Source organism: Streptomyces sp. Xyl84 (assembly GCF_059731885.1).
Map to the genome: position 1 here is coordinate 1,453,427 of NZ_AP029182.1, position 20,933 is coordinate 1,474,359.

The window sequence follows — 20,933 nt, forward strand, 5'->3', positions numbered from 1 at the left end:
TACAAGGGCCTCCCGGCAACACGGCGAGGGCGCGTGCCGGGCGCCGCCCGCCGGGGCCCGCTTCTGTCCGCAGCTCTCAGGAGCGGGCCTTGTCCTGTCGCGGGGCGGTGGGGGACGCTGCCGCCCGCGGCAGCGTCCGGGTGCCGGCCGCGGCGGGGACGGGGCGGGGGCTTGTCGGGCCGGACGGTCCGTGGTGGGAGTACCGTCGGCCGGGTGGCCGGGGTACCGTCGGAGGGCTGTGCGTGCGGGGTGCGTATTCGATCGGCGCCGCTTTGAATTCCGTCATGCTTCGGCTGCTGTTATTTCCCTCACGACGCCGACAGACCGGAATTCATCGGCCGGTTGCCTAGAATTTGGCCCGGACACGACACACGAGGGGAGCGGTGACCGTGCTACGGGACTTCAAGGGCCCTGCGGGCTGCCGCTCCGAGCTGGTCATCGGCCGGGAGGAGCCGTCCGCGGCGGCGCGCGAGCAGCTCGGCCGCGGCGGCAGTGTGCTGCTGCACGGACCGGCCGGAATAGGAAAGTCGACCGTGCTGCGGGCATTGGCGGCGGAATACGCCCCCGCGGCCCGCACGGTGTTGCGCTGCTCCGCCACCGAGTCCGAATCCCATCTGCCGTTCCTGGCCCTCGCCGACCTCTTCGGACTGGTCCTTCCGGAGGTGGCCGGCGAACTGCCCGCCGCCCAGCGCACCGCCCTGGAGTCGGCGCTCACCGGCCGCGGCGAGTCCACCCTCCAGCGCGACGGTCTCGCCCTGCGCCTCGCCGTGCTCTCCACGCTGCGCGCGCTCGCCGCCCGCGGCCCGGTGCTGATCGTCGCCGACGACCTGCAGTGGCTGGACCCGGCCAGCGCGGAACTGCTCGGCTTCGCCGCGCGCCGCCTGGCCGGCACCCCGGTGCGGATGCTGTGCGCCGTGCGCACCGAGGACGAGGACTACGGCCGTCATCTGCGCTCCCCCGCTCTCGGCGTCGCCCGAGCGGGGGGACCCCCCTGCCCGCCCGACACCCTCTCGGTGCGCCTCGGTCCGCTCTCGCGCGCCCAGGTCTCGGCCCTGCTCGACCACCGCGGCCACACCGGCCTGCCGCGCTCCACGGTCCGTGAGATCCACCGCACCAGCGGCGGCAACCCGCTGTTCGCGCTGGAACTGGGCCGGGCGCTGGCCGAGAGCCCGGCCCGGCCCCGGCCGGGCGAGCCGCTGCCGGTGCCGACGTCGCTGCGCGCCCTGGTGCTCAGCCGGCTGGAGATGCTGTCCGAGGAGGCCCGCCGGACCCTGCTCGTCGCCAGCGCGGGCGCCCGCCCCACCCCGGCGCTGCTGCACGCCGCCGGCCGGGAGAACGCCGAGGCCGAGTGCGCGCAGGCCGCCCGGCTCGGGCTGCTGGCGACCGAGCCCGAGGGACCCGCCGTACGGTTCGCGCACCCCCTCATCTCGGCCGCGCTGTACGCCGAGGCGCCCGCCGGGGAGCGGCGTGCCGCGCACGCGGCACTGTCCACCGCGGCCTCCGACCCCATCGAACGCGCCCGTCACCTGGCCCTGTCCACCACGGGCACCGATCCGGGCGTGGCCGCCCGCCTCGCCGGGGCCGCCGCCCTGGCCCGCGACCGCGGAGCGCCGTCGGTGGCCGCCTCGCTCGGGCTGCTCGCCGCCCGGCACACCCCGGCGGACGGCGAACCGGGGCCCGACGAGCGGCGGTTGCTCGCCGCCGAGGACGCCATCACGGCCGGCGAGGTGGACCTCGCCCGGGACATCGCGCGGGACGTGCTGACCCGGGCCACCGTGCCCGCCCAGCGGGTGCGGGCGTGGATGGTGGTGATCGAGGCCGCCGGGCAGGCCCTCGGCGAGGTGGACGCGGTCTTCCCGCAGGCGCTGGCCGACGCCGGGGACGACCCCGGGCTGCTCGCCCTGGTCCACTACCAGCTGGCCTGGCGCGGGCTGGTCGTCGAGGGCGACTTCGGCGTGGCCCGCGAGGAGGCCGCGCACGCCGCGGAGCTGGCCGCGCGCGGCGGGGACCGGCGTACCGAGCTGATGGCGCTGGCGTTCCGGGCCTCCACCGAGACGCTGATGGGGCACCCCGACGCGCCCTCGACCATCCGGCGCGCGATGAAGGAGCCCCAGGACCCGTACGTCGCCTGCCACCACAACGGCGTCGGCGCGGCCCGCTACCGCTGGCTGCTGATGAGCGACCGGCTCACCGAGGCGCGCGCCACCATCACGGCGCTGCTGCGCGAGGTGCGGCGGCGCGGCATGGTCGAGAGCGAGGTGCACTTCCTGCGGCTGCTCGCCGAGACCGAACTGCGCGCCGGGCACTGCGGGCGCGCCCTGGACCTGGCCCGGGAGAGCCTGCGGCTGGCCCGGGACACGGGGATCGGCGAGGGCGCCTCGGCCATGCTGGCCTGCTTCGCGGAGGCCTCCGGCGGGGACACCGGCCGGGCGCTGGCGCTGGCCGGTGAGGCGGTCCGGCTCGCCGAGGAGGACGGCGACCAGATGTACCTCTCGCGTGCCCTGGCGGCCCTCGGGTACGCGCAGTTCGTGTCCGGGGACGCGCAGGCCGCCGTGGCGACGCTGCGCCGGGTGCGGGAGCTGGAGACGCAGCTCGGCATCACCGACCCGGCGCGCGGGCGCTGGCACGGCGACCTGGCGGAGGCGCTGGTGCTCGTCGGCGAGCCGGGCGAGGCGCAGCAGGTCGTCGACACGGCCCGTGAACACGCGCTGCGGCTGGGCCGCGAGAGTGTGCTGGCCGTCCTGGACCGGGCCGAGGCGCTGGTGGTGGCGGCCCGCGGCGACACCGAGGCCGCCGTCGACCGGCTGACGTCGGCACAGGACCGGCTCGCCGGGCTGGGCAACGGCCTGGAGGAGGCGCGGGCCGCCTTCGCGCTGGCCCGGCTGCGCGCGCCGCGGCCGGGCCCGACGTCGTACGACGAGGCGGCGCGGCTCTTCAGGCGCTGCCGGGCGCTGCCGTGGCTGCGCCGGGTGGACGCGGCGGCGCTCGCCCGTCCGGCGCAGCCGGAGCCGGAAGTGGTCCCCGCGGTCCTGGACGGGCTGGCCGCGATGGAGCGTCAGGTCGCGGCGCTGGTCATGGAGGGCGCCACCAACCGGGAGATCGGGGCGCGGCTGTTCATCAGCGTCAAGACGGTGGAGGCGACCCTGACCCGGGTCTACCGCAAGCTGGGGATCCGTTCGCGGGTCGACATCGTCCGATTGGCGGCCGGCCGGCGCGCGAAGTGAGCGCGGCCCGGGTTGACTGACCGGGTGGATCTCCGTGCGGGTGGCTGCCGTGGCCGGTGCGTCGTCGCGAACCGACGGGAGACGACGGCACCGGTCGCTCCCGCCCGGCCCACGACCGCGCCCGCCGCCCCCGCCCGACTCGCGACCGCACGGGGTGCCTTCGTGGCCGCACGGGTCGCCACCACCGCGGCCGCGGCCGCACGGGTCGCCACCACCGCGGCCGCGGCCGCACGGCTCGCGACCGCACGGCTCGCCGCCGCCCGGCCTCGCACCGCACGGGGCGCCGTCGTGGCCGCACGGGTCACCCCCTCCGCGACCCCGGCCGCTGCGGACGCGCCCGCCCGGCTCCCGGCCCCGCGGTTCGCCCCCGCCCGGCTCGCCCCCGCGTTCCCGCGGGGCGTCGCCACCCGCCCTCCGGCCTCGGCCGCCGCCCCCGCCCGGCTGCCGTCCGTACCGGCCGCCCCCGCTGCCGCGTCCGCCGCCCCCGCCCGGCTCCCGGCCCCGCGTGTCGCTTTCGCCCCTTCCCGTTCGCGGGTTCCGGGCGGGCGGGGGTGCCCGGTGGGCGTGCCGTGGGTGCCGGGGGGCGGGCGGGCGTCCGCTGCCCACGGTCCGCCAGGGGCGGGCCTGGCGCCCGCAGATGGCGGGCCGTACGGGGCGTGTGCCGGGGGTCACCGAGGGTTTTCCCTGCGCGGGCGCCCTAGGGGGTTCCCTCATTGGGGGCGGGCGGGGTGGGTCCTAGCGTGAGGGACGTGCCGCTCGCCCGGGCACGTGGGAGTCCGAGCACCGGTTCCCGTACCGACCGGCTCAGCCCCCCCCCAGCCCGCGCGATCCCCCACCGGCCAGCCCACGAGGAGACGCATGTTCGGCCTCACCCGCGCCAGACCCGGCCGTCGCGGACGGACCGCCGCCGCACTGTCGGCCGGCGCCGCGACCGCGCTGCTCACCGCGCCCTGCGCCCACGCCGCCGACCGGCCCGGCACCGGCGTACCGGAGTCCGTCGTCGGCGGTACGCCGACCACGACGAGCGCGTACCCCTTCGTCGTCCAGCTCACCGACACCACCGGCAACCAGTTCTGCGGCGGCACGCTCGTGGCCGCCCGGAAGGTGGTCACCGCGGCGCACTGCGTGTCCGGCGAGACCACCGGCGGCGTGCGGGTCGTCGGGGGCCGCACCTACCTCGACGGCACCGACGGGACGGTCAGCGAGGTCAGCGGCATCTGGGTCGACCCGGACTACACGGACGCGGCGAGCGGCGACGACGTGGCCGTCCTGACGCTGGCGACCGCGATGCCGTACGCCCCGGCGAAGTACGTCTCCCCCGCCGACACCGGTGCGTACGCGGCCGGGACCACGGCACGCGTCCTCGGCTGGGGCACCACCGCCGAAAGCGGCAGCCCCTCCAACCAGTTGCGGACCGCGACCGTACCGGTCGTGTCCGACAGCGGCTGCGCGGGCGCCTACGGCTCCGACTTCGTCGCGAGCGACATGGTTTGCGCCGGATACGAATCCGGCGGCACAGACACCTGCCAGGGCGACAGCGGCGGTCCCCTGCTAGTCGGGGGCGTCCTGGCAGGGATCACTTCCTGGGGCGACGGCTGCGCCGAGGCGGGCCGTCCGGGTGTGTACACACGGCTGACCACCTTCTCGGACCTGGTCACGGCGCAGGTCGGCTCCTGAGTCCCCCCGGGGGTTCCCCCGGGGCGCGTGCCGGGGGGCGTTGCGGGCCACCACGAGCGGCCCGCAGCGCCCCCTTTCCACCCGGCGCGGCCCGCTGCCTGTCGGCGGCGAGCCTCCCGGCCGTGCCCACCCCGGCTGCCCCGGCTGCCGGCGGGGACCTCACCCTGCGCGGCCGGCGCTCTCCTACGGGTTCGCCGACCAGCCCGTCCAGCGCCGGACGGACAGCGCGACCACCGCGCCGTCGGGGGGCCGGCCGGTGTACTGCGGGTACTTGCGGCGCAGCAGCGCCAGCGCCTCCTCACGCTCCCGCCGCCGGCCGGCGTCCGCCGGCTCGTCCGGGCGGCCGGCCGGCAGGATGCGCGCGCGGCAGTCGGCGCGGGCCCACCACAGCCGGGTCCAGTCCTCGTCGTACGCGTCGGCCAGCAGGCACACCCAGGGGTGGGCGGCCATGTTGCGCAGCCGCTTCAGGCGGGTGGTGCTCTTCGGTTTGCGGTCGACGGCGGTCACGATCGTGCCGCCGTCCGGGACGGCGAACACCACGGGCACCAGGTGCGGCCGGCCGGCCGGATCCACCGTGGCCAGCCGCGCCACGCGCGCGGCGGCGAACCGCCGCCGGGCCTCCTCGGCGTCCATCCGCGGCACCTCGGCGCCTCCTTCCCCGGCACGTGAGCGCGTCCGCGGGCCGGGTACCCCCTCCCCGCCGTGCCGGACCCACAATGGGCGGCAGGGCCGGAAGGACACCGACGAAGGGAGACGCATGCCGGGGCTCGCGGTTCCGCTGTGGGACGTGGCCAATGGACAGGGCCTGCGCCAGCTCGCCGAGCTGGGGCTGGCGCTGCTGCTGTCGAGCCTGATCGGCTGGGAGCGGGAGGCCCACCAGAAGAGCGCGGGACTGCGGACCCACACCCTGGTCGGCGTCGCCAGCGCGCTGATGATGGAGGTGTCGCAGCACGGCTTCACCAACGTGCTGGGCCTGGACCACGTGTCCTTCGACCCGTCCCGGGTGGCCGCCCAGATCGTCTCCGGCATCGGCTTCATCGGCGGCGGTCTGATCTTCGTACGGCGGGACGCGGTGCGCGGACTGACCACCGCCGCCACCATCTGGCTGACCTGCGCCGTCGGCATGGCCTGCGGGGGCGGGCTGCCGATCCTGGCGCTCGCCACGACCGTGCTGCACTTCCTCGTCGTACGCGGCTACCCCCGGCTCTCGGGCCGGCTCACCCCGGGCCCGGTGCCGGCCACCGTCGAGGTGCGCCTGACGTATCTGACGGGCCGGGGCCTGCTGCCGCGGCTGATGGAGGCGTGCACCAGCCGGGGCTTTCGCATCCTGGAGGTGAAGGCCGACCGGCTGCCGGGCCGCACCGACGCCGCGGCCCGGGTCCTGCTGCGCCTGGAGGGCACCGCCGACGCCGGACGGCTGGCCTCGGAACTGTTCCACGACGACGGCGTGGTGGACGTCGAACTGAGCCTCGGCACGGCCGAGGAGGAACAGGACGCGTAGACCGGCGCGGCCGGACGGGCGGTGCATGGGGGCGGGGCGGGCGGGCACTCGGGGGGCACTGTGCATCAGGGACACCACGGGGCACGCGTGCTGCTCACCGGCTGGTTCAGCTTCCCGGACGGGGAGGCGACCGCCGGGGACGTGCTGGCACTGCACCGGGCCGAGGACGTGCTGCGCCGGGCAGGACTGGCGTACGACGTCGCCTGGAGCCCCGGCTTCCGGCCGGACGCCCTGCATCTGGACGACGTGGTGCCCAGACGGTACGGGCAGCTGGTGTTCGTGTGCGGGCCGCTGCACGGGCCCCAGGTGGAGGAGCTGCACCGGCGGTTCGCGCACTGCGTGCGGATCGCGGTGGGCACCTCGGTGCTCGACCCGGGCAGCCCGGCCGTCACCGGCTTCCACCGCGTACTGCCGCGCGACGCGCCCGCCACCGCTCCCGCCCTTGACCTCGCGGCCGGCGCCCCCGCCCGGCCGGCGCGGCCCGTGGTCGGGGTGGTCCTGACGCACGGGCAGCACGAGTACGGGCCCGCGCGCCGGCACGACGCGGTCGCCGGGGCGGTGACGTCCTGGCTGCACGGCAAGGACTGCGCCCGGCTGGAGCTGGAGACCCGGCTCGACACGCACGACTGGCGGCTGTGCGCCACCCCCGCCCAACTGGAGTCCGTGCTCCTGCGCCTGGACCTCGTCGTCACCGACCGGCTGCACGGCATGGTGCTCGCGCTGCGCGCCGGCACACCCGCGCTGGCCGTGGACCCGGTCGCCGGGGGCGCGAAGGTGAGCGCCCAGGCACGCGCCTGCGGCTGGCCCGCGCTGGTGCCGGCCGAGCACCTGGAGCGGTCCGGGACGGGTGAGCTGGACCGGTGGTGGGGCTGGTGCCTGACCTCGGGCCGGGTGGCCGCCCGGCAGATACGCGACGACTGGGCCGCTGGGACCGGGCGGGACGCGGCCCGGGAGCTGACGGCGGCGCTGGGGGCGGCGGGAGCCTCTCCGGCGGCGGGAGCGGCGGGGGCCACCTCGGCTCAGGCTGCGGGGACAGCGGGGGCGGCCGGGACGGCGGGAGCGGCGGGGGCCTCCTCGGCGGAGGAGGCGTCGGGGGCGGTGCGCCGGGGCCGGACCGGAGCGCCCGGCACCAGCCCGTCCCAGGCGCCGTACGGGCGCTCGGCCGGTGCCCGGCGCGATTAGGCCGAGGGGCGGCCGGGCACCCGGAACGGGACGCGGCAGGCAGCTCGGTCCCCGTAGGAGCAACAGTGTCGACAAATAGACTTCCCGAACACGAACAGCGGATCCTGGACGAGATAGAACGCGCACTGAGCCGTGACCGCCGGCTCGTCCGGCGGCTGAGTTCCACCCGGCGCCGCAGGCGCCCCGACCCCGCCAGGGTGGCGGCCTACGCCCCGCGGACGTGGACCGTCGTCCTGCTGCTGGCGGTCGCCGTCGCGCTGCTGACGGCCGGTGCCGCCACCGCCGAGCCGGGGGTGATCTGGGCGTTCGCCGCGGTGTGGCCCATGGCGCTGTTCGCCGCGCTGCGGCTGTGGTGCGGGCGCTCCCGCTCCGTCTGAGGCGCGTGGCGGCGCGGGCGGGGAACCTCGCGCGAGGGCCGTGGGACGCCCTGGGACGGCGCGGGCCACGGGAAGCCCTGGTCAGGCGGGGCGGGCGGAGGCCGAGGTGAGCAGGCGCAGCGCTTCGTGGGACGGGCTGCCGGCCTCGGCGGTGAGGACCATGAGCCGCTGCCCCGAGCCGTCCGGGCTGTCCCAGGTGTCGCAGTCGAGGGTGAGGTCACCGGCCAGGTGGTGCCGGTAGTGCTTGGTGCCGTAGCCCGCGGTGATCACCCGGTGCTCGGCCCACCAGGTGCGGAAGTCGGCGTCGGCGGCGGAGAGGTCGGCGACGAGCCGGGCGAGTTCGGGGTCGTCGGGCCCGCCGCCCATGCGCAGGGCGGCGACGGCGTCGCGGGCGTCGTGCCGCCACTCCCGGTGCAGGGCGCGGACCACGGGGTCGGTGAACAGCAGGCGCACGTAGTTGCGCCGGTCGGGCGGCACCCGCGAGAAGTCGGTGAACAGGGCCGCCGCCGCCGCGTTCCAGGCCAGGACGTCCAGCCGGTCGCCCAGGACGACGGCGGGGGTGGCGGTGAGCTGGGCGAGCAGGCGCCGCATGGCGGGCCGCATGCGCTGGGCCGGGCGCGGCCCGCGCGGCCGGGCGTCGGCTTTCCCCGCGAGCCGGTACAGGTAGGTCTGCTGGTCGTCGTCCAGGCGCAGCGCGCGGGCCACGGCGGCGAGCACGGAGACGGAGGCGGGGACGCGGCCCTGTTCGAGCCGCGTGTAGTAGTCGACGCTGATCGCGGCGATCCGGGCGACCTCCTCCCGGCGCAGCCCCGCCACCTTGCGGCGCGAGTCGGTCCCGGGCAGTCCGAAGTCGTCCGGGGCCAGTTCGGCCCGTCGGGCCTTCAGGAACGCCCCGAGTGCTCGGGGGTCGGATGCCGCGGTCATGGCACCCATTGTCGCGCATGCGCACCGGTGCGCGGGGAGCGGCGGTGCGCGCGGGCGGGGCCGGGCACACGCGACGCGCGCACGCGCGTGACTGCGGGTACGCACGGCCGCTCGTGCGCGGGCTAATGAGCACCTACGCGACCTACGCGTGGATTGCCGGCATCTACCTGCGGGCTTCGGATGTAAGCGCGTGGCTGCGGGTGCGCGTAGCGGCGGGCGCGCACGGCCGCTCGTGCGCGGTTGTGAGCACCTACGCGCGGGCTGCCGGCATCTACGTGCGGGCTTCTTCGGGCGTACGCGTGTGGCTGCGAGTGCGTACGCCCCGGCTGCGGGCTCGTACGCGCGGGCTGCGGGGGCGTGCGGCCCCACGCGCGGCGGGCGAGGGCCGGGTGCGTGCGGCCCTCGCCTCGACGGGCGGGCGCGTCCGTCTCCCGCGCGTAGGCGGGTGTTCGCCGTGCGCATCACCCCGTGTAACGGCGGGCCTTCGAGCGGCGCTGGCCGGCCTCCAGGAGCCGCAGCCGTGCCTCCACCTCGGGCGGGAGCACCCGCCGCTCGCGCACGATCCAGGGCAGGGCGCCGGCCGCCTCGGCGAAGGCGTGCAGGGACGTGGTGTCGCGCGGCACCGTGCGGGCCAGGTACAGGGTGCGGCGCAGGGCGGGCCCCAGCGGCCTGCGCAGCCAGGTGAACCACAGGGTGTTGCGGATGCCGTCCCGGCGGCGGCGCGTGGAGTCCCTTACCGCCGACGGGTGGTGATGGATCGTCAGCTCCTCGGCGTAGGTCAGCCACCAGCCGTCCGCCGCGAGGTCGGCGGCGAGCAGTTCCTCCTCGCCGCCGAGCCACAGCCGGGGGTGGAAGCCGCCCGCGCGGCGGAACGCGTCGGTGCGCAGCACGGTCGCCGCGGCGAGGAAGGAGCCGAGCGCCGGGCCGGGCAGCCAGCGGGGGCCGGGGAGGGGCGAGTTGCGCAGTTCCTCGACGATCGGGTCCTCGGTGCCGTCCGGTTCGACGACGATGCGGGCGGTGACCGAGCCGAGTGCCGCGTGCCGGTCGAGCAGGTCGGCGGCGCCGGCGAGCGCGCCCGGCGCCCACCAGGAGTCGTCGTCGCAGAAGGCCACGTAGGGGGTGCGGACCCGGCGCACGGCCAGGTTGCGGCCGACGGCGCCGAGGTTGCGGCCGGGGCTCAGCAGCCGTACCTGCGGGTGGTGGCGGGCCACGGCGGCGGAGGTGCCGTCGGTGGAGCCGTTGTCGGTGACGATCACCTCGGGGCGTTCGGGGAGTTCGGCGAGCCGGTCGAGGGTGCGCAGCAGTTCGGGGCGGCGGTTGTGGGTGATGACCACGACGGTGGTGCGGGGATCGGTCACGGGGTGTCTCCCTGGTCCGGGCGGGACGGCCGGGGGACCGGTTCCGCGTCCAGCAGCCGGGCGGCGCGCTCGACGTACGGCGGCAGGGGGCGACGGGCGCGAACGGCGCCGGGCAGCCGGGCCAGGGCCTCGCGCAGGGCGCGCCGGGCGTGGGGGTCGTGGCGGGCGTCGGCGGCCAGCGCGCGGGTGCGGGCGAGGGCGTACGGGAGCGGGCGGCGCAGCCAGGCGGTGAGGAGTTCGTTGCGGCGCACGACGGCGGGGCGGTCGGTTCGCGGGGCGGGGTCCGGGTGGTGGTGAGCGACCACCTCGGGGCAGTGGGTGACGCCCCAGCCGCGGGCGGCGAGGTCGTAGGCGAGCAGGGTCTCCTCGGCGCCGAAGAACAGCAGCGGGTGGAAGCCGCCGGCGTCGAGGTAGGCGGTGCGGCGGGTGACGGCGGCGCACGCGAGGAAGCCGAGGACCTGGGTGCCGGGCAGGTCGGTGGCCGGGCCCAGCGGGGAGTCGGCGAGCACCTTGTCGAGCGGGTCGGGTTCCTCCTCGGGGCCGACCAGGGTGCGGGCGGCGAGCAGGCCGAGCCGGGGGTGGCGGTCGAGGAGCCGTGCCGCCTCGGCCAGCGCGCCCGGCTCCCACCAGGAGTCGTCGTCGCTGAAGGCCACGTAGGGGGTGCGCAGGGCGCGGACGCCGTGGGTGCGGGCCGGGGCGCCCCGGTTGGAGGGCAGCGCCAGGACCCGTACCTGCGGGAACTCGCGGGCGAGCAGGGCCCGGGTGCCGTCGGTGGAGGCGTTGTCGGCGACGACGATATCGGGGTGCTCGGGCAGGGCCAGCAGGTGCCGGAGGGTCACGGCGAGGCGCGCGGAGCGGTTGCGGGTGGCGATGACCACCCCGACGGGCCCGTGCTCGGATGCGTGTGCGTGTGCCATGGTGCCGGCCGTCCTTCGTCAGTGCGACGGCTCGGGGAGCGCGTCGAGGGCGTCCAGTGCCTCTTGGGTGGTGATCCTCAGCAGCGCCGGGTCGGGGCGGCGGCCGTGCGGGTCGCCCTCCGGGCCGTGCCACAGGGCGCGGTGGCGGGGGTCGTCGGGGGGCGGCCCCCAGCGGCTGGGCGGGACCGGGCCGCACAGGGTCACCGAGGGGGTGGCGTGGGCCACGGCGAGGTGGGCGATGCCGGTGTCGCCGCTGAGGACGGCGCGGGCGCCCGCGACCAGCGCGGAGAACCGGCCGAGGGGCAGGCCGCCGCCGAACACGTCCGTGTCGGGCAGCCCGGCGCGTTTGGCGAGCGTGGCGACGAGGTCGCCCTCGTCCGGTCCGCCGGTGACGACGACCCGGTGGCCGCGGGCGCGCAGCGCTCGCGCGACGCGGGCGAACCGGTCGACGGGCCACCGCCGTGCGGGGGATCCGGCGCCGGGGTGCACGACGACCGCGCCGGGGGCCGGGCCGGGGCCGGCGGGGCGGGGCAGCCGCAGGTCGGCGGGGTCGGCCGGCACGCCGTACCAGCGCAGCAGCCGGCACCAGCGGTCCCGCTCGTGCTCGCCGGCGTACCAGGGCGGCCCCTCGACGTCCGGGGTCCCGGGGTGCGCGAACGCGAACAGGCGCCGGGGGCCCAGGGCGGCGAGCAGCCGGTGGCTGGGCGGCCCGTTGCCGTGCAGGTCGGCGGCGACGTCCGGGGGCGGTCCGGTCCAGGCGAGGGTGTCCGGTACGGCCCGCCCGGGCGCGGCGGCCGGCAGCAGCCGGTCGACGGCGCCCGTCGCCTCGACGAGGGGCCGCAGCTCCTCCGGCGCGGCGAGCACGGTCTCGTGCGCCGGGAATGCCCGCCGCAGCGCGCGCAGGGCGGGCACCCCGGCAAGCAGATCACCGAGCCCGAGGGCACGCAGGACCAGGAGGCGGGGGGTGTCCCCTCCCCCGGGGCCGCCGGGGCCGGTCACCGGGCTCCCTCCGCCGCCCTGGCCATCAGGGCTGTCGAGGAGCGGCCGTCGAGGTAGGGCAGCAGGACGGCCTGGCCGCCCCACTCCTGGAGGAGGGCCGCCTCGGGGAGGTCGGCGCCGGCGTAGTCGCCGCCCTTGACCCAGACGTCGGGGCGGAGTTCGGCGAGGAGCCGTTCGGGGGTGTTCTCGTCGAACACGGCCACGGCGTCGACGCAGGCCAGGGCGCGCAGGACGCGCAGCCGGTCGGCGAGCGGGTTGACGGGCCGGCCGTCGCCCTTGCGGCGGCGTACGGAGGCGTCGGAGTTGACGCAGACGACGAGGCAGTCGCCGATCCGCCGGGCGGCCTGGAGCAGCCCGACGTGCCCGGCGTGCAGCAGGTCGAAGCAGCCGCCCGCGGCGACGACGGTGCCGCCGGTGGCGCGGACCCGGGCGATCAGGCCGGCGGGGTCGTCGCCCGATGGCACGGCGCCCGCGGGGTGCGCGGTGCCGGGCAGGCCGCCGGCCCCGCCGGCGCCGACGAAGGCGCTCGCCGCGGTGACGGCGCCCTCCACGGCCTCCCCGACGAGCGCGCCGTCCGCGAGCAGTCCGGCCGCCGTGGCGGCGAACCGGTCCCCCGCGCCGCACGCGTCGCCGTGATGGGCGGCGGTGACCGGCACCAGGAGCGGGTGTTCGCCGTACGACAACAGGGCGCCGCGGGCGCCGAGGGTGACCGCGACGGCGGCGACCCGCCAGTGCCGTACCAGCGCGGACGCCTCGTGGGCGACGGTGCGCAGTTCGCCGACGCCGGGGCCGCCGCCGGCCTGCGGTCCTCCCGTCTCCCCGGCCGCCTCGCGCAGGGCTCCCGCGAAGGTGCGGGCCTCCGAGCGGGCCGGGGTGGCCAGACGGGTGCCCGGGACCGGCGGACCGCCGCGCGGGTGCGGGTCCCAGACGACCGGGGGCCGCCTGAGCAGTTCGGGCCGCAGGGCGTCGGCGGCGCCCCGGCCGTAGTCGGAGACGAGGACGGCGGACGCGGCGGCGAGCACCGCGCGGGCCTCCTCGGTGGCCTCCAGGGTGCGGCCGCTGCCGTGGTCGAGGCGGACCACCGGGCGGCCCTGGGCGAGGACGCGGGTCTTCTCGGGCACCTCGCCGGTCATGGGGAGCGGGACGAGGGTCAGCCACGGTTCCAGGAGGCGGCGCAGTTCCCGCCCGGCCGGTCCGTCGTCCAGGCCGGCGACGAGGGTGACGTCACGGCCGTCGCGGGCGGCGAGGTACGCGGTGAGGGCGGCGCCGCCCGGCCGTACCCGTTCCGCGCAGTCCGCGACGACGGGTACCGGCGCGTCGGGTGCGAGCCGGTCGGCGTGTCCGGTGAGGTCGCGGTCGAGCAGAGCGTCACCGACCACGACCAGGGGTGCCTTGCCCGTCATGTCACCTCCCGCCCCGTTCGGGGGCGTCCCGTTCGAGGGCCGCGTCGAACGCGGCGCAGATCATGTGCACGGCGACCAGGTGCAGTTCCTGCACGGTGGCCGTGGAGGCACCGGCCGCGCACAGCGCCTCGTCGCTGCCCGCGCTCAGCGGGTTGGGCGCCGGACCGGTGAGCGCCCACACCCGCAGGCCCGCGGCGCGGCCCGCGGCGGCGGCCGAGAGCAGGTTGGCGCTGGCGCCGCTGGTGGAGAGCAGCACGAGGACGTCGCCGGGCCGGCCGTGGGCGCGCACCTGGCGGGCGAACACCTCGTCGACGCCGTAGTCGTTGGCGATGGCGGTGGTGCTGGAGGTGTCGGCGTGCAGGGCGATCGCCGAGTACGGCGGGCGGTCGTCGCGGTAGCGGCCGACGAGTTCGGCGGTCAGGTGCTGGGCCTGGGCGGCGCTGCCGCCGTTGCCCGCGGCGAGCAGCCGTCCCCCGCCGCCGAGGACGGCGGCGAGCCGTTCGCCCCAGCGCTGGGTGATGTGCGCACAGCCGCGGAACTGTCCGAGGGCGACGAGGAGTTCGTCGCAGTGTCCGAGGACGGACGGTGTTCCGACACTCATGGGGTCACCTCCGGGTACGGGAAGCCGGTGCGGGGAAGACCGTGTCCATCACACGGTCTCCGTCTCGACGTTCATCACGCGACCTCCGTCTTGACCTCGTGGTCGGCGGTGACCCGCCGGTAGACCTGTTCGGCGCCGTCGGCCACGCGCCGCCAGGTGAAGCGGCTGAGCACGCGTTCGCGGCCGGCGCTGCCGTAGCGGCGGCGGGTGCGCTCACTGCCGAGCAGGTCGCGTACGGCGGCGGCGACCGCCGCGGTGTCGCCCTGGGGGACGAGCCGGCCGGTGCGTTCGTCGGCGACGGAGTCGCGGTGGCCGCCCACGTCGGTGGCGACGACGGGCACGGCGCACGCCATCGCCTCCAGCGGGACGATCCCGAACGGTTCGTACGCCGGGGTGCACAGCACCAGGTCGGCGCTGCGCATCAGCGCGGGCATCCGGGCCGGGTCGACGGCGCCGAGCAGCCGGACCCGGTCGCCGACGCCTTCGCGGGCGGCCAGGTCGAGGAGCCGCCGGGCCTCGGGGTCGGTGTGCAGCAGGGCGGGCGGCGGGCCGCCGGCGAGCAGGAGTTCGGTGTCGGGGATCCGGGTGAGGGCGCGGATCGCCTGGTCGTAGCCCTTGCGGCGGACCAGCCGGCCGCAGGAGAGCAGCCGGTGCCGGTGGGTGCGGGCCGGGGCGGGCGCGGTGGCGGGGTCCGCGGCGGGGTGGAAGTGGGCGGAGTCGACGCCGCAGGGGACGACGGAGACGCGGTTCGGGGAGATGCCCATGGCGGCGAGTTCGTGGACCTCGTCGGAGCAGGTGGCCAGCACCCGGTCGCAGGTGCGGCCGATCTGCCGTTCGATGCCGATGCGTTCGAGCGGGCTGGTGTCCTCGCGGCCCTGGTGGCGGCGCTTGACGGTGCCCAGGGCGTGGAAGGTCTGGATGACGGGGACGCCGTGCGGGCCCGCGCCGAGCAGGGAGGCCATGCCGGACATCCAGAAGTGCGCGTGCACCACGTCGGGCCGCTCGTGGCGCCAGACGCGCGCCAGATGGGCACCGAAGGACGGCATGTGCGCGAAGAGGGCGTCCTTGGGGATGACTTCGGGCGGCCCGGCCGGTACGTGCTCGACGACGGCGCCGCCGGGCAGCGGCACCCGGTCGGGCAGGTCCGGGTCGTCGCGCCGGGTGTGGACGGTGACGTCGTGTCCGCGGCGCGCCAGTTCCTCGGTGAGGCGGGCGACGTACACGTTCTGGCCACCGGCGTCGACCCCGCCGAGCGCGGCGAGCGGGCTCGCGTGCTCGGACACCATGGCGATCCTCATCGGGTGACCTCCTTCAGCAGCCGCTCCCAGTCGTCCAGGAAGCGGGTCAGTCCGTAGCGGGCGAGCGCGGCGGAGCGCGCCGCCTCGCCGGCCGCGCGGGCGTGCGACGGGTCGGCGACGAAGTCCCGTACGGCGTCGGTGAGTACGTCGATCCGGTTGGAGACCACCCCGGCGCCGGGCGGCACCGCCTCGGTGACCTCGGTGGTGGCGAGGGCGACCACGGGCATGCCCAGGTGCATCGCCTCCAGCAGGGACAGCCCGAGGGAGGTCCAGCGCACCGGGTGGAGGTAGAGGCGGCGCCGGGCCATCTCCCGGTGCAGTTCGCGCTGGACGAGTTCGTGGGTGCGGCACCGGCCGGGCGGCAGGCCGAGGTGGGCGGCGAGGGCGTCGGTCCGCATGCCGAAGACGTCCAGCGGGGCGGCGTGCGCGAAGGCGGGCAGCAGGTCGGTGCCGGTGGTGCGGCCGCGCCGGACGGGTTCGTTGACGACGACGGCGGCGTGCGGGACCTCGCCGGTCCACAGCGGGCCGGGGTCGACGATGCCGTGTTCGACGACGGCGGTCTCGGCGCGGCCCGCGTCCCACATCAGCCGGTTGAAGTGGGTGACGTGGACGAGCGGGATGCCGGCGGGCAGGTCGGCGACGGGATGCCGGGTGTCGGGCACGTCGCCGTCGGGGGCGTTGTGCTCCAGGTAGACCATCGGCGGGGTGCGGCCGAGCCAGCGCCGTACGAGGTCGTACTCGTGGGGGCGCTGGAGGACCACGAGGTCGATGCCGGCGTCCCGCAGCCGCTCGGGCGCGAGTTCGACGACGGAGTCGGGCCAGTCGAAGGTGCGGGCGCGGCCGAGACCGTCGGGGCCGCGGTCGGGGGTGACGGGGACGACGTAGGTGTGCGGGCCCTGGACGAACGCGGTGGTCCAGGAGCCGTGCACGTGCCAGATGAGGATCCTCACGGCTTCATCACCTTCTCCACGGCGGCGAGCACGTCGGTGGCGGTCACCGACTCCAGGCAGGGGTGGCCGGGCACCGGACAGGTGCGGGCGCGGCTGCCGGCGCACGGGGCGTCCTGGTCGCCGAGCAGGACGTACGGGACGCCGTAGGGCCGCCAGCGTCCGGCGGGCACCACCGGGGCGAACAGGGAGACGACGGGGGTGCCGACGGCGGCGGCGAGGTGGGCGGGGCCCGTGTTGCCGGTGACGACCGCGCGGGCCCGGGCCAGGACGCCGGAGAGTTCGGCGGCCCCGGTGCGGCCGCCGAGGTCGAGGCCGTGGCGGCCGGCCACGTGCGCGGTCAGGTCCTTCTCTCCCCCGCCCCCGGTGACGACCACGCGGTGGCCGGCGGCCGTGAGTTCCCGTACGGCCTGCGCGCAGCGCTCGGGGCTCCAGGCGCGGGCGGGGACGCTCGCCCCCGGGTGCAGGACGACGTACGGCCCGCCGCCGGTGAGGTGGGCCGTCGCGGGCGGGGGCAGGACGCGCAGCCGTCCGTCGTCGGGGGGCGGGAACCCCGCGGCCCCGGCGAGGTCGAGGGCGGCCTCGGCCTCGTGGGCGTGCGGGCGGCGGCGGTGGCGTACGTCGAGCAGGGAGCCCGGGTAGTCCACGCTGTCGGCGGCGATGTGCCGTACGCCGGCCAGCCGCAGCAGCAGCGCGGTGGGCAGCGGGGACTGGTGGAAGGAGGTGAGGACGAGCGCGGTGTCGGCGTCGATGGCGTCGAGCAGCTTCTCGATCTCGGCGCGGTCGACGGGCGGCGGCTCGAAGCCGGCCCAGGGCGCGTCCCACACGAGGATCTCGTCGACCCCGGGCAGCAGCCGCGCGGCGGGTTCGCCGCGCGGCCCGCACAGCAGGGTGACCCGCTCGGCCCGGGCGGCGACGGCCCGCACGGCGGGCCCGGCGAGCAGCACGTCGCCGAAGCTGTCGAGGCGGGTGACGATCGCCTTCATCGCGGCCACCGCCCCGGGTCCGCGCCGGCGGGGGCGGCGGGGCCCTCGCCGGCCGGGGCTCCCGCCGGCGGGAACGGGCCGGCCGGGGCCTGGGCCAGGAGGGAGCGGACGGCTGTCAGGAGGCCGGGGGCCACGTTTCCGGCGGCGGCAATCTCCTCGGGGCGGGTGACCGGGGTGGGGACGAGGATGGCGCGGGCGCCCGCGCGGCGGGCGGCCTCCACGTCGCTGCCGATGTCGCCGATGACCACGATCGCGGCGGGCTCGGCGCACAGCTGTCCGGCCGCCCGGAGGATCAGGCCGGGTTCCGGCTTGCGGCAGCGGCAGCCGTCGCCGGGGCCGTGCGGGCAGACGGCCCACACGTCGAACGGGCCGAGGAGTTCGTCGACGCGGTCGTGGACGCGGCGGACGTCGGCGGCGGTGATCAGGCCGCGGGCCACGCCCGACTGGTTGGTGACGACACCGGTGGCGATGCCGTGCTGCCGCAGCAGCCGCACCGCCTCGCGGGCGCCCTCGACCGGGCGGACCCGGGCGGGGTCGCCGTTGTAGGGGACGTCCTCGACGAGGGTGCCGTCGCGGTCGAAGAGCACGGCCCGGAGCGGCTTCACGGGGCCACCTCCGGCCAGGCGGGCGCCGCCCGGTGGCGCCACCGTCCGCTGAGCCAGTGCCAGGTGGCGGCGGGCGGGATGAGGACGCTGGTGACGGCCATGGTGGTCACCTCGTCCCGGGTGCGCGGCCCGGGGACGATCCGCGCCCGGGCGAACTCGGCGGTGCCCGCCGCCCAGCCGAGCGCGGCCAGCGCGGCGAGCCGGGGCCGGCCGGCCGCGGCGAGGACGCAGGCGGCGGCGCCCGCGGCGGTGACGGCGAGGTGGGTGCGGATGCGTCCGCGCGGGGCGACCGCCTTGTGCCACCAGTCGGGCCCGTGCAGGCGCAGCATCAGCGCGTCGTCGGCGTTGCCGCGCTGGGCGCGCAGCGACACCCAGCGGTCGGCGGGGCGCACGGGGTGGCGGGTGGTGCGGCGGCCCTGGCGGATGCGCCATCCGGCGTCGAGGACGCGCAGCGCGAGGTCGGCGTCCTCGCGGAAGGCGCGCCGGAAGCGTTCGTCGAAACCGGCGACCTGCTTGAGGGCGTCGGTGCGGTAGGCCATGTCGGCGGTGATCCAGCGGGCCCGTGCCAGTCCGGCGGTGCCGCGCTCCCAGTCGGTGGGACGCCGTTCACCGGGCAGGGGTACGGCGATGACGCCCTGGACGGCCGCGGTGTCGGGGCTCGCCTCGGCGAGGTCCTCGGCCAGCTGGTCGCACCAGTGCGGGCCGACCTGGACGTCGTCGTCGAGGAAGGCGACCCAGGGGGCGGTGACCGCGCGCAGGCCGGTGTTGCGGGCGGCGGCCGGGCCGCGGCCCCCGCTGGTGAGCACGGTGGTGCGGGCCCGCAGGTCGCCCAGCACGGCCAGCGCGTGCTCCAGCGCCGCGGGTTCGGGCTCGGGCCGGTCGTCGACGAGGACGATCTCCTCGGGCCGCGGCCCGTGCGCGGCGGCGAGCGCGGCCAGGCAGTCCGCCAGGGTGTCCCGGGCGAGCGTGGGGACGACGACGGCGTAGGCGGGGCGGGCGGCGGCGGCGTTCATGCGTACGCCCTCGTCCTGCGCACCGCGTACGGGCCGATGGCCAGCAGGTCGACGGGTGCGGAACCGAAGCACTCCAGCGCGTCGCGCGGGTCGTCGACCATGGGCCGGCCGGCGGTGTTGAGGCTGGTGTTGACGACGACGGGCAGCCCGGTGCGGCGTTCGAAGCCGCGCAGCATCCGGGCGACCAGCGGTTCCTGCCGCTCGTCGACGGTCTGGATGCGGGCGGTGCCGTCGACGTGCACCACGGCGGGGATGCGGTCGCGCCAGTCGCGGTGGACGTCGTGCACGAAGAGCATGTACGGGCTGGGCAGCGGCCCCTCGAACAGTTCGTGGGCGCGTTCGGCGAGCACCATGGGGGCGACCGGCCGGAACTCCTCGCGGCCCTTGACCCGGTTGAGCCGTTCGAGGTTCTCGGCGCGGCCGGGGTGGGCGAGCAGGGAGCGGTGGCCGAGGGCGCGCGGCCCGTACTCGCTGCGGCCCTGGAACCAGGCGACGACGCCGTCGCGGGCCAGCTCCTGCGCGACCTCCTCGGCGATGTCCTCGGGCCGCTCGTAGGGGACGCCCGCCTCCTCCAGCCAGACCCGCAGCTCCTCGTCGCTCCAGCCCCGGCCCAGGTCGGCGCCGGGCATCGGCGCGGGGGCGCCGCCCTCGCTCGCGGCCAGGTACAGGGCGCCGCCGAGCGCGGTGCCGGCGTCACCGGCGGCGGGCTGCACCCACACGTGCCGGTACGGGCCGCGCGCGGCGATCTTGGAGTTGGCGACGCAGTTGAGGGCGACGCCGCCGGCCAGGGCGAGCGCGTCGCCGCCCGCCTCGCGGTGCAGCCAGTGCACGAGTTCGAGCAGGACCTCCTCCAGGACGGCCTGGCAGCTGGCCGCGAGGTCGGCGTGGTCCTGGGTCCAGGCCTCGTCCTTCGCGCGCGGCGGGGCGAGGGCGCCCCAGTCGACGCCGTGGGCGCGGAAGCCGCCGTCGCCGGTGGCGTGGACGTACTGGCGCAGCTGGGGCAGGAAGCGCGGTTTGCCGTAGGAGGCGAGCGCCATGACCTTGTACTCGTCGCTGCTGCGCAGGAACCCGAGGTGGGCGGTCAGCTCCTCGTAGAGGAGGCCGAGGGAGTGGGGCAGGGCCTGCGCGGCGAGGGTGTCGAGCTTGCCGTCGTGGAAGCGGCCCGCCAGGTGGGAGGCGGCCTCGCCGCGGCCGTCCAGGACCAGGACGGCGCTGTCGGGGTGCGGGGAGGCGGGTCCGGCGGAGGCGGCGTGCGCGATGTGGTGCGGCACGAACACGACCTTGGCCGGGTCCAGGCCGGGCAGCGCCTCGGCGAGGAACTCGGGGGCGCGGCGCGCGTACTCCAGGCGCAGCGGGTCCCACGGGTCGGACAGGCCGAGGTCGGCGGCGGGCCGGGCGAGGGCGGGGTCGAAGGAGTAGGTGACGGCGTCCAGCTCGCCGGGGCGCAGCCCTGCGTGGTCGAGGCACCAGCGGGCGGAGAGTTCCGGCAGTTCCCACGCGGAGAACGGCACCGGACGCTTGCCGTGCTTGCGGCGGCTGAAGCGCTCCTCCTCGCCGGCCGCGACCGTGCGGCCGTCGACGACGAGGGCGGCGGCGGGGTCGTGGAACAGGGCGTTGATGCCAAGGATGCGCATGGGGTGGGCTCCGTCCCGTTGCGGCGGGGGCCTTCCGGCGGGGACCTGGGGTCGGGGGAGGTTCGGTGCGATTCGGGGATGTGGGACATTCCGGGCTTCTGGGTGCCGCGCCACAGCTGTCTCAAACACATGAAGCCAACTGGCCCGCGTGAGGGCGCAGTGGTCACAGGGGCAGGAGTGGGTGTTCACGGTGCGTGAACGTTGCTGGCCGCGCCGGTGCGGCAGGGTTCAGATCCCGGGGGCAACTCGGGTGGCAACTCGGGTCCGGCCCGGAGGAAAGTCCGGGT

At 77.2% G+C, this 20,933-nt stretch carries 17 protein-coding genes and 1 pseudogene; 5 read left to right on the forward strand and 13 right to left on the reverse strand.

Annotation, left to right across the window (positions count from 1 at the left end; all coding sequences use genetic code 11):
* Positions 1-383 precede the first annotated feature (383 nt).
* Together AC6I72_RS06275 and AC6I72_RS06280 are read left to right on the forward strand one after the other, a co-directional pair.
* Positions 384-3,224 carry a helix-turn-helix transcriptional regulator gene (locus AC6I72_RS06275; protein ID WP_497999867.1) on the forward strand — a complete coding sequence of 947 codons (2,841 nt, stop codon included), beginning with the start codon at positions 384-386 and terminating at the stop codon, positions 3,222-3,224.
* A gap of 858 nt (positions 3,225-4,082) precedes the next feature.
* The gene (locus AC6I72_RS06280; RefSeq protein WP_497999868.1) at positions 4,083-4,901 is read left to right on the forward strand and encodes a S1 family peptidase; all 819 of its coding nucleotides are present in this window, start codon (positions 4,083-4,085) and stop codon (positions 4,899-4,901) included.
* Positions 4,902-5,084: 183 nt separating this feature from the next.
* Here the strand turns inward: AC6I72_RS06280 and AC6I72_RS06285 are convergent, their stop codons facing one another.
* Entirely contained in the window at positions 5,085-5,543 is a 459-nt protein-coding gene (locus AC6I72_RS06285) for a TIGR03668 family PPOX class F420-dependent oxidoreductase (RefSeq protein ID WP_497999869.1), read from the reverse strand.
* A gap of 115 nt (positions 5,544-5,658) precedes the next feature.
* Between AC6I72_RS06285 and AC6I72_RS06290 the strand changes: the two genes are divergently transcribed.
* From AC6I72_RS06290 to AC6I72_RS06300, 3 genes and pseudogenes are all read left to right on the forward strand, one after another.
* Positions 5,659-6,402 (forward strand): MgtC/SapB family protein, encoded by a 744-nt coding sequence (locus AC6I72_RS06290; RefSeq protein ID WP_497999870.1) that lies wholly within the window; start codon positions 5,659-5,661, stop codon positions 6,400-6,402.
* A 60-nt stretch (positions 6,403-6,462) separates the two neighbouring features.
* Positions 6,463-7,377, forward strand: a pseudogene (locus tag AC6I72_RS06295) (polysaccharide pyruvyl transferase family protein); the annotation flags it as partial.
* A 272-nt stretch (positions 7,378-7,649) separates the two neighbouring features.
* The gene (locus tag AC6I72_RS06300; RefSeq protein ID WP_497999871.1) at positions 7,650-7,961 is read left to right on the forward strand and encodes a DUF3040 domain-containing protein; all 312 of its coding nucleotides are present in this window, start codon (positions 7,650-7,652) and stop codon (positions 7,959-7,961) included.
* 81 nt (positions 7,962-8,042) lie between these two features.
* On the opposite strand, the gene AC6I72_RS06305 is transcribed toward AC6I72_RS06300, so the two are convergent.
* The 12 genes from AC6I72_RS06305 to AC6I72_RS06360 all read right to left on the reverse strand — a co-directional run bounded on the left by AC6I72_RS06305 (position 8,043) and on the right by AC6I72_RS06360 (position 20,646).
* Positions 8,043-8,885: a helix-turn-helix domain-containing protein gene (locus AC6I72_RS06305; protein WP_497999872.1), complete on the reverse strand. Its 843-nt coding sequence runs from the start codon at positions 8,883-8,885 to the stop codon at positions 8,043-8,045.
* 461 nt (positions 8,886-9,346) lie between these two features.
* Positions 9,347-10,243, reverse strand: coding sequence for a glycosyltransferase family 2 protein (locus AC6I72_RS06310; RefSeq protein WP_497999873.1), 897 nt, complete (start codon positions 10,241-10,243; stop codon positions 9,347-9,349).
* A complete protein-coding gene (locus tag AC6I72_RS06315) occupies positions 10,240-11,160 on the reverse strand; it encodes a glycosyltransferase family 2 protein (RefSeq protein WP_497999874.1) in 921 nt (306 codons plus the stop codon). The genes AC6I72_RS06310 and AC6I72_RS06315 overlap by 4 nt, the downstream gene beginning before the upstream one ends.
* An 18-nt stretch (positions 11,161-11,178) precedes the next feature.
* On the reverse strand, positions 11,179-12,159 hold the full coding sequence (locus AC6I72_RS06320) for a glycosyltransferase family 9 protein (protein ID WP_497999875.1): 981 nt from the start codon (positions 12,157-12,159) through the stop codon (positions 11,179-11,181).
* The gene (gene rfaE2, locus AC6I72_RS06325; RefSeq protein WP_497999876.1) at positions 12,156-13,562 is read right to left on the reverse strand and encodes a D-glycero-beta-D-manno-heptose 1-phosphate adenylyltransferase; all 1,407 of its coding nucleotides are present in this window, start codon (positions 13,560-13,562) and stop codon (positions 12,156-12,158) included. Before rfaE2 ends, AC6I72_RS06320 begins: the two co-directional genes overlap by 4 nt.
* Position 13,563: 1 nt before the next feature.
* Complete coding sequence (locus AC6I72_RS06330) at positions 13,564-14,163, reverse strand: D-sedoheptulose-7-phosphate isomerase (protein ID WP_497999877.1); 600 nt, start codon at positions 14,161-14,163, stop codon at positions 13,564-13,566.
* A gap of 74 nt (positions 14,164-14,237) precedes the next feature.
* Complete coding sequence (locus AC6I72_RS06335) at positions 14,238-15,461, reverse strand: glycosyltransferase (protein ID WP_497999878.1); 1,224 nt, start codon at positions 15,459-15,461, stop codon at positions 14,238-14,240.
* Positions 15,458-16,411, reverse strand: a complete 954-nt coding sequence (locus tag AC6I72_RS06340; RefSeq protein ID WP_497999879.1) for a glycosyltransferase — start codon at positions 16,409-16,411, stop codon at positions 15,458-15,460. Before AC6I72_RS06340 ends, AC6I72_RS06335 begins: the two co-directional genes overlap by 4 nt.
* On the reverse strand, positions 16,408-17,394 hold the full coding sequence (locus tag AC6I72_RS06345) for a glycosyltransferase family 9 protein (RefSeq protein ID WP_497999880.1): 987 nt from the start codon (positions 17,392-17,394) through the stop codon (positions 16,408-16,410). The genes AC6I72_RS06340 and AC6I72_RS06345 overlap by 4 nt, the downstream gene beginning before the upstream one ends.
* Positions 17,391-17,999: a D-glycero-alpha-D-manno-heptose-1,7-bisphosphate 7-phosphatase gene (locus AC6I72_RS06350; RefSeq protein ID WP_497999881.1), complete on the reverse strand. Its 609-nt coding sequence runs from the start codon at positions 17,997-17,999 to the stop codon at positions 17,391-17,393. The genes AC6I72_RS06345 and AC6I72_RS06350 overlap by 4 nt, the downstream gene beginning before the upstream one ends.
* Complete coding sequence (locus AC6I72_RS06355) at positions 17,996-19,012, reverse strand: glycosyltransferase family 2 protein (protein ID WP_497999882.1); 1,017 nt, start codon at positions 19,010-19,012, stop codon at positions 17,996-17,998. The genes AC6I72_RS06350 and AC6I72_RS06355 overlap by 4 nt, the downstream gene beginning before the upstream one ends.
* Complete coding sequence (locus AC6I72_RS06360; protein ID WP_497999883.1) at positions 19,009-20,646, reverse strand: carbamoyltransferase family protein; 1,638 nt, start codon at positions 20,644-20,646, stop codon at positions 19,009-19,011. Before AC6I72_RS06360 ends, AC6I72_RS06355 begins: the two co-directional genes overlap by 4 nt.
* Positions 20,647-20,933 lie beyond the last annotated feature (287 nt).

Bases quoted from the DNA above. Each gene is read 5' to 3' on its own strand.
- AC6I72_RS06280 (WP_497999868.1), top strand. From the start codon at position 4,083: ATGTTCGGCCTCACCCGCGCCAGACCCGGCCGTCGCGGACGGACCGCC.
- AC6I72_RS06290 (WP_497999870.1), top strand. From the start codon at position 5,659: ATGCCGGGGCTCGCGGTTCCGCTGTGGGACGTGGCCAATGGACAGGGC.
- AC6I72_RS06305 (WP_497999872.1), bottom strand. From the start codon at position 8,885: ATGACCGCGGCATCCGACCCCCGAGCACTCGGGGCGTTCCTGAAGGCC.
- AC6I72_RS06315 (WP_497999874.1), bottom strand. From the start codon at position 11,160: ATGGCACACGCACACGCATCCGAGCACGGGCCCGTCGGGGTGGTCATC.
- rfaE2 (WP_497999876.1), bottom strand. From the start codon at position 13,562: ATGACGGGCAAGGCACCCCTGGTCGTGGTCGGTGACGCTCTGCTCGAC.
- AC6I72_RS06330 (WP_497999877.1), bottom strand. From the start codon at position 14,163: ATGAGTGTCGGAACACCGTCCGTCCTCGGACACTGCGACGAACTCCTC.
- AC6I72_RS06335 (WP_497999878.1), bottom strand. From the start codon at position 15,461: ATGAGGATCGCCATGGTGTCCGAGCACGCGAGCCCGCTCGCCGCGCTC.
- AC6I72_RS06345 (WP_497999880.1), bottom strand. From the start codon at position 17,394: ATGAAGGCGATCGTCACCCGCCTCGACAGCTTCGGCGACGTGCTGCTC.
- AC6I72_RS06355 (WP_497999882.1), bottom strand. From the start codon at position 19,012: ATGAACGCCGCCGCCGCCCGCCCCGCCTACGCCGTCGTCGTCCCCACG.
- AC6I72_RS06360 (WP_497999883.1), bottom strand. From the start codon at position 20,646: ATGCGCATCCTTGGCATCAACGCCCTGTTCCACGACCCCGCCGCCGCC.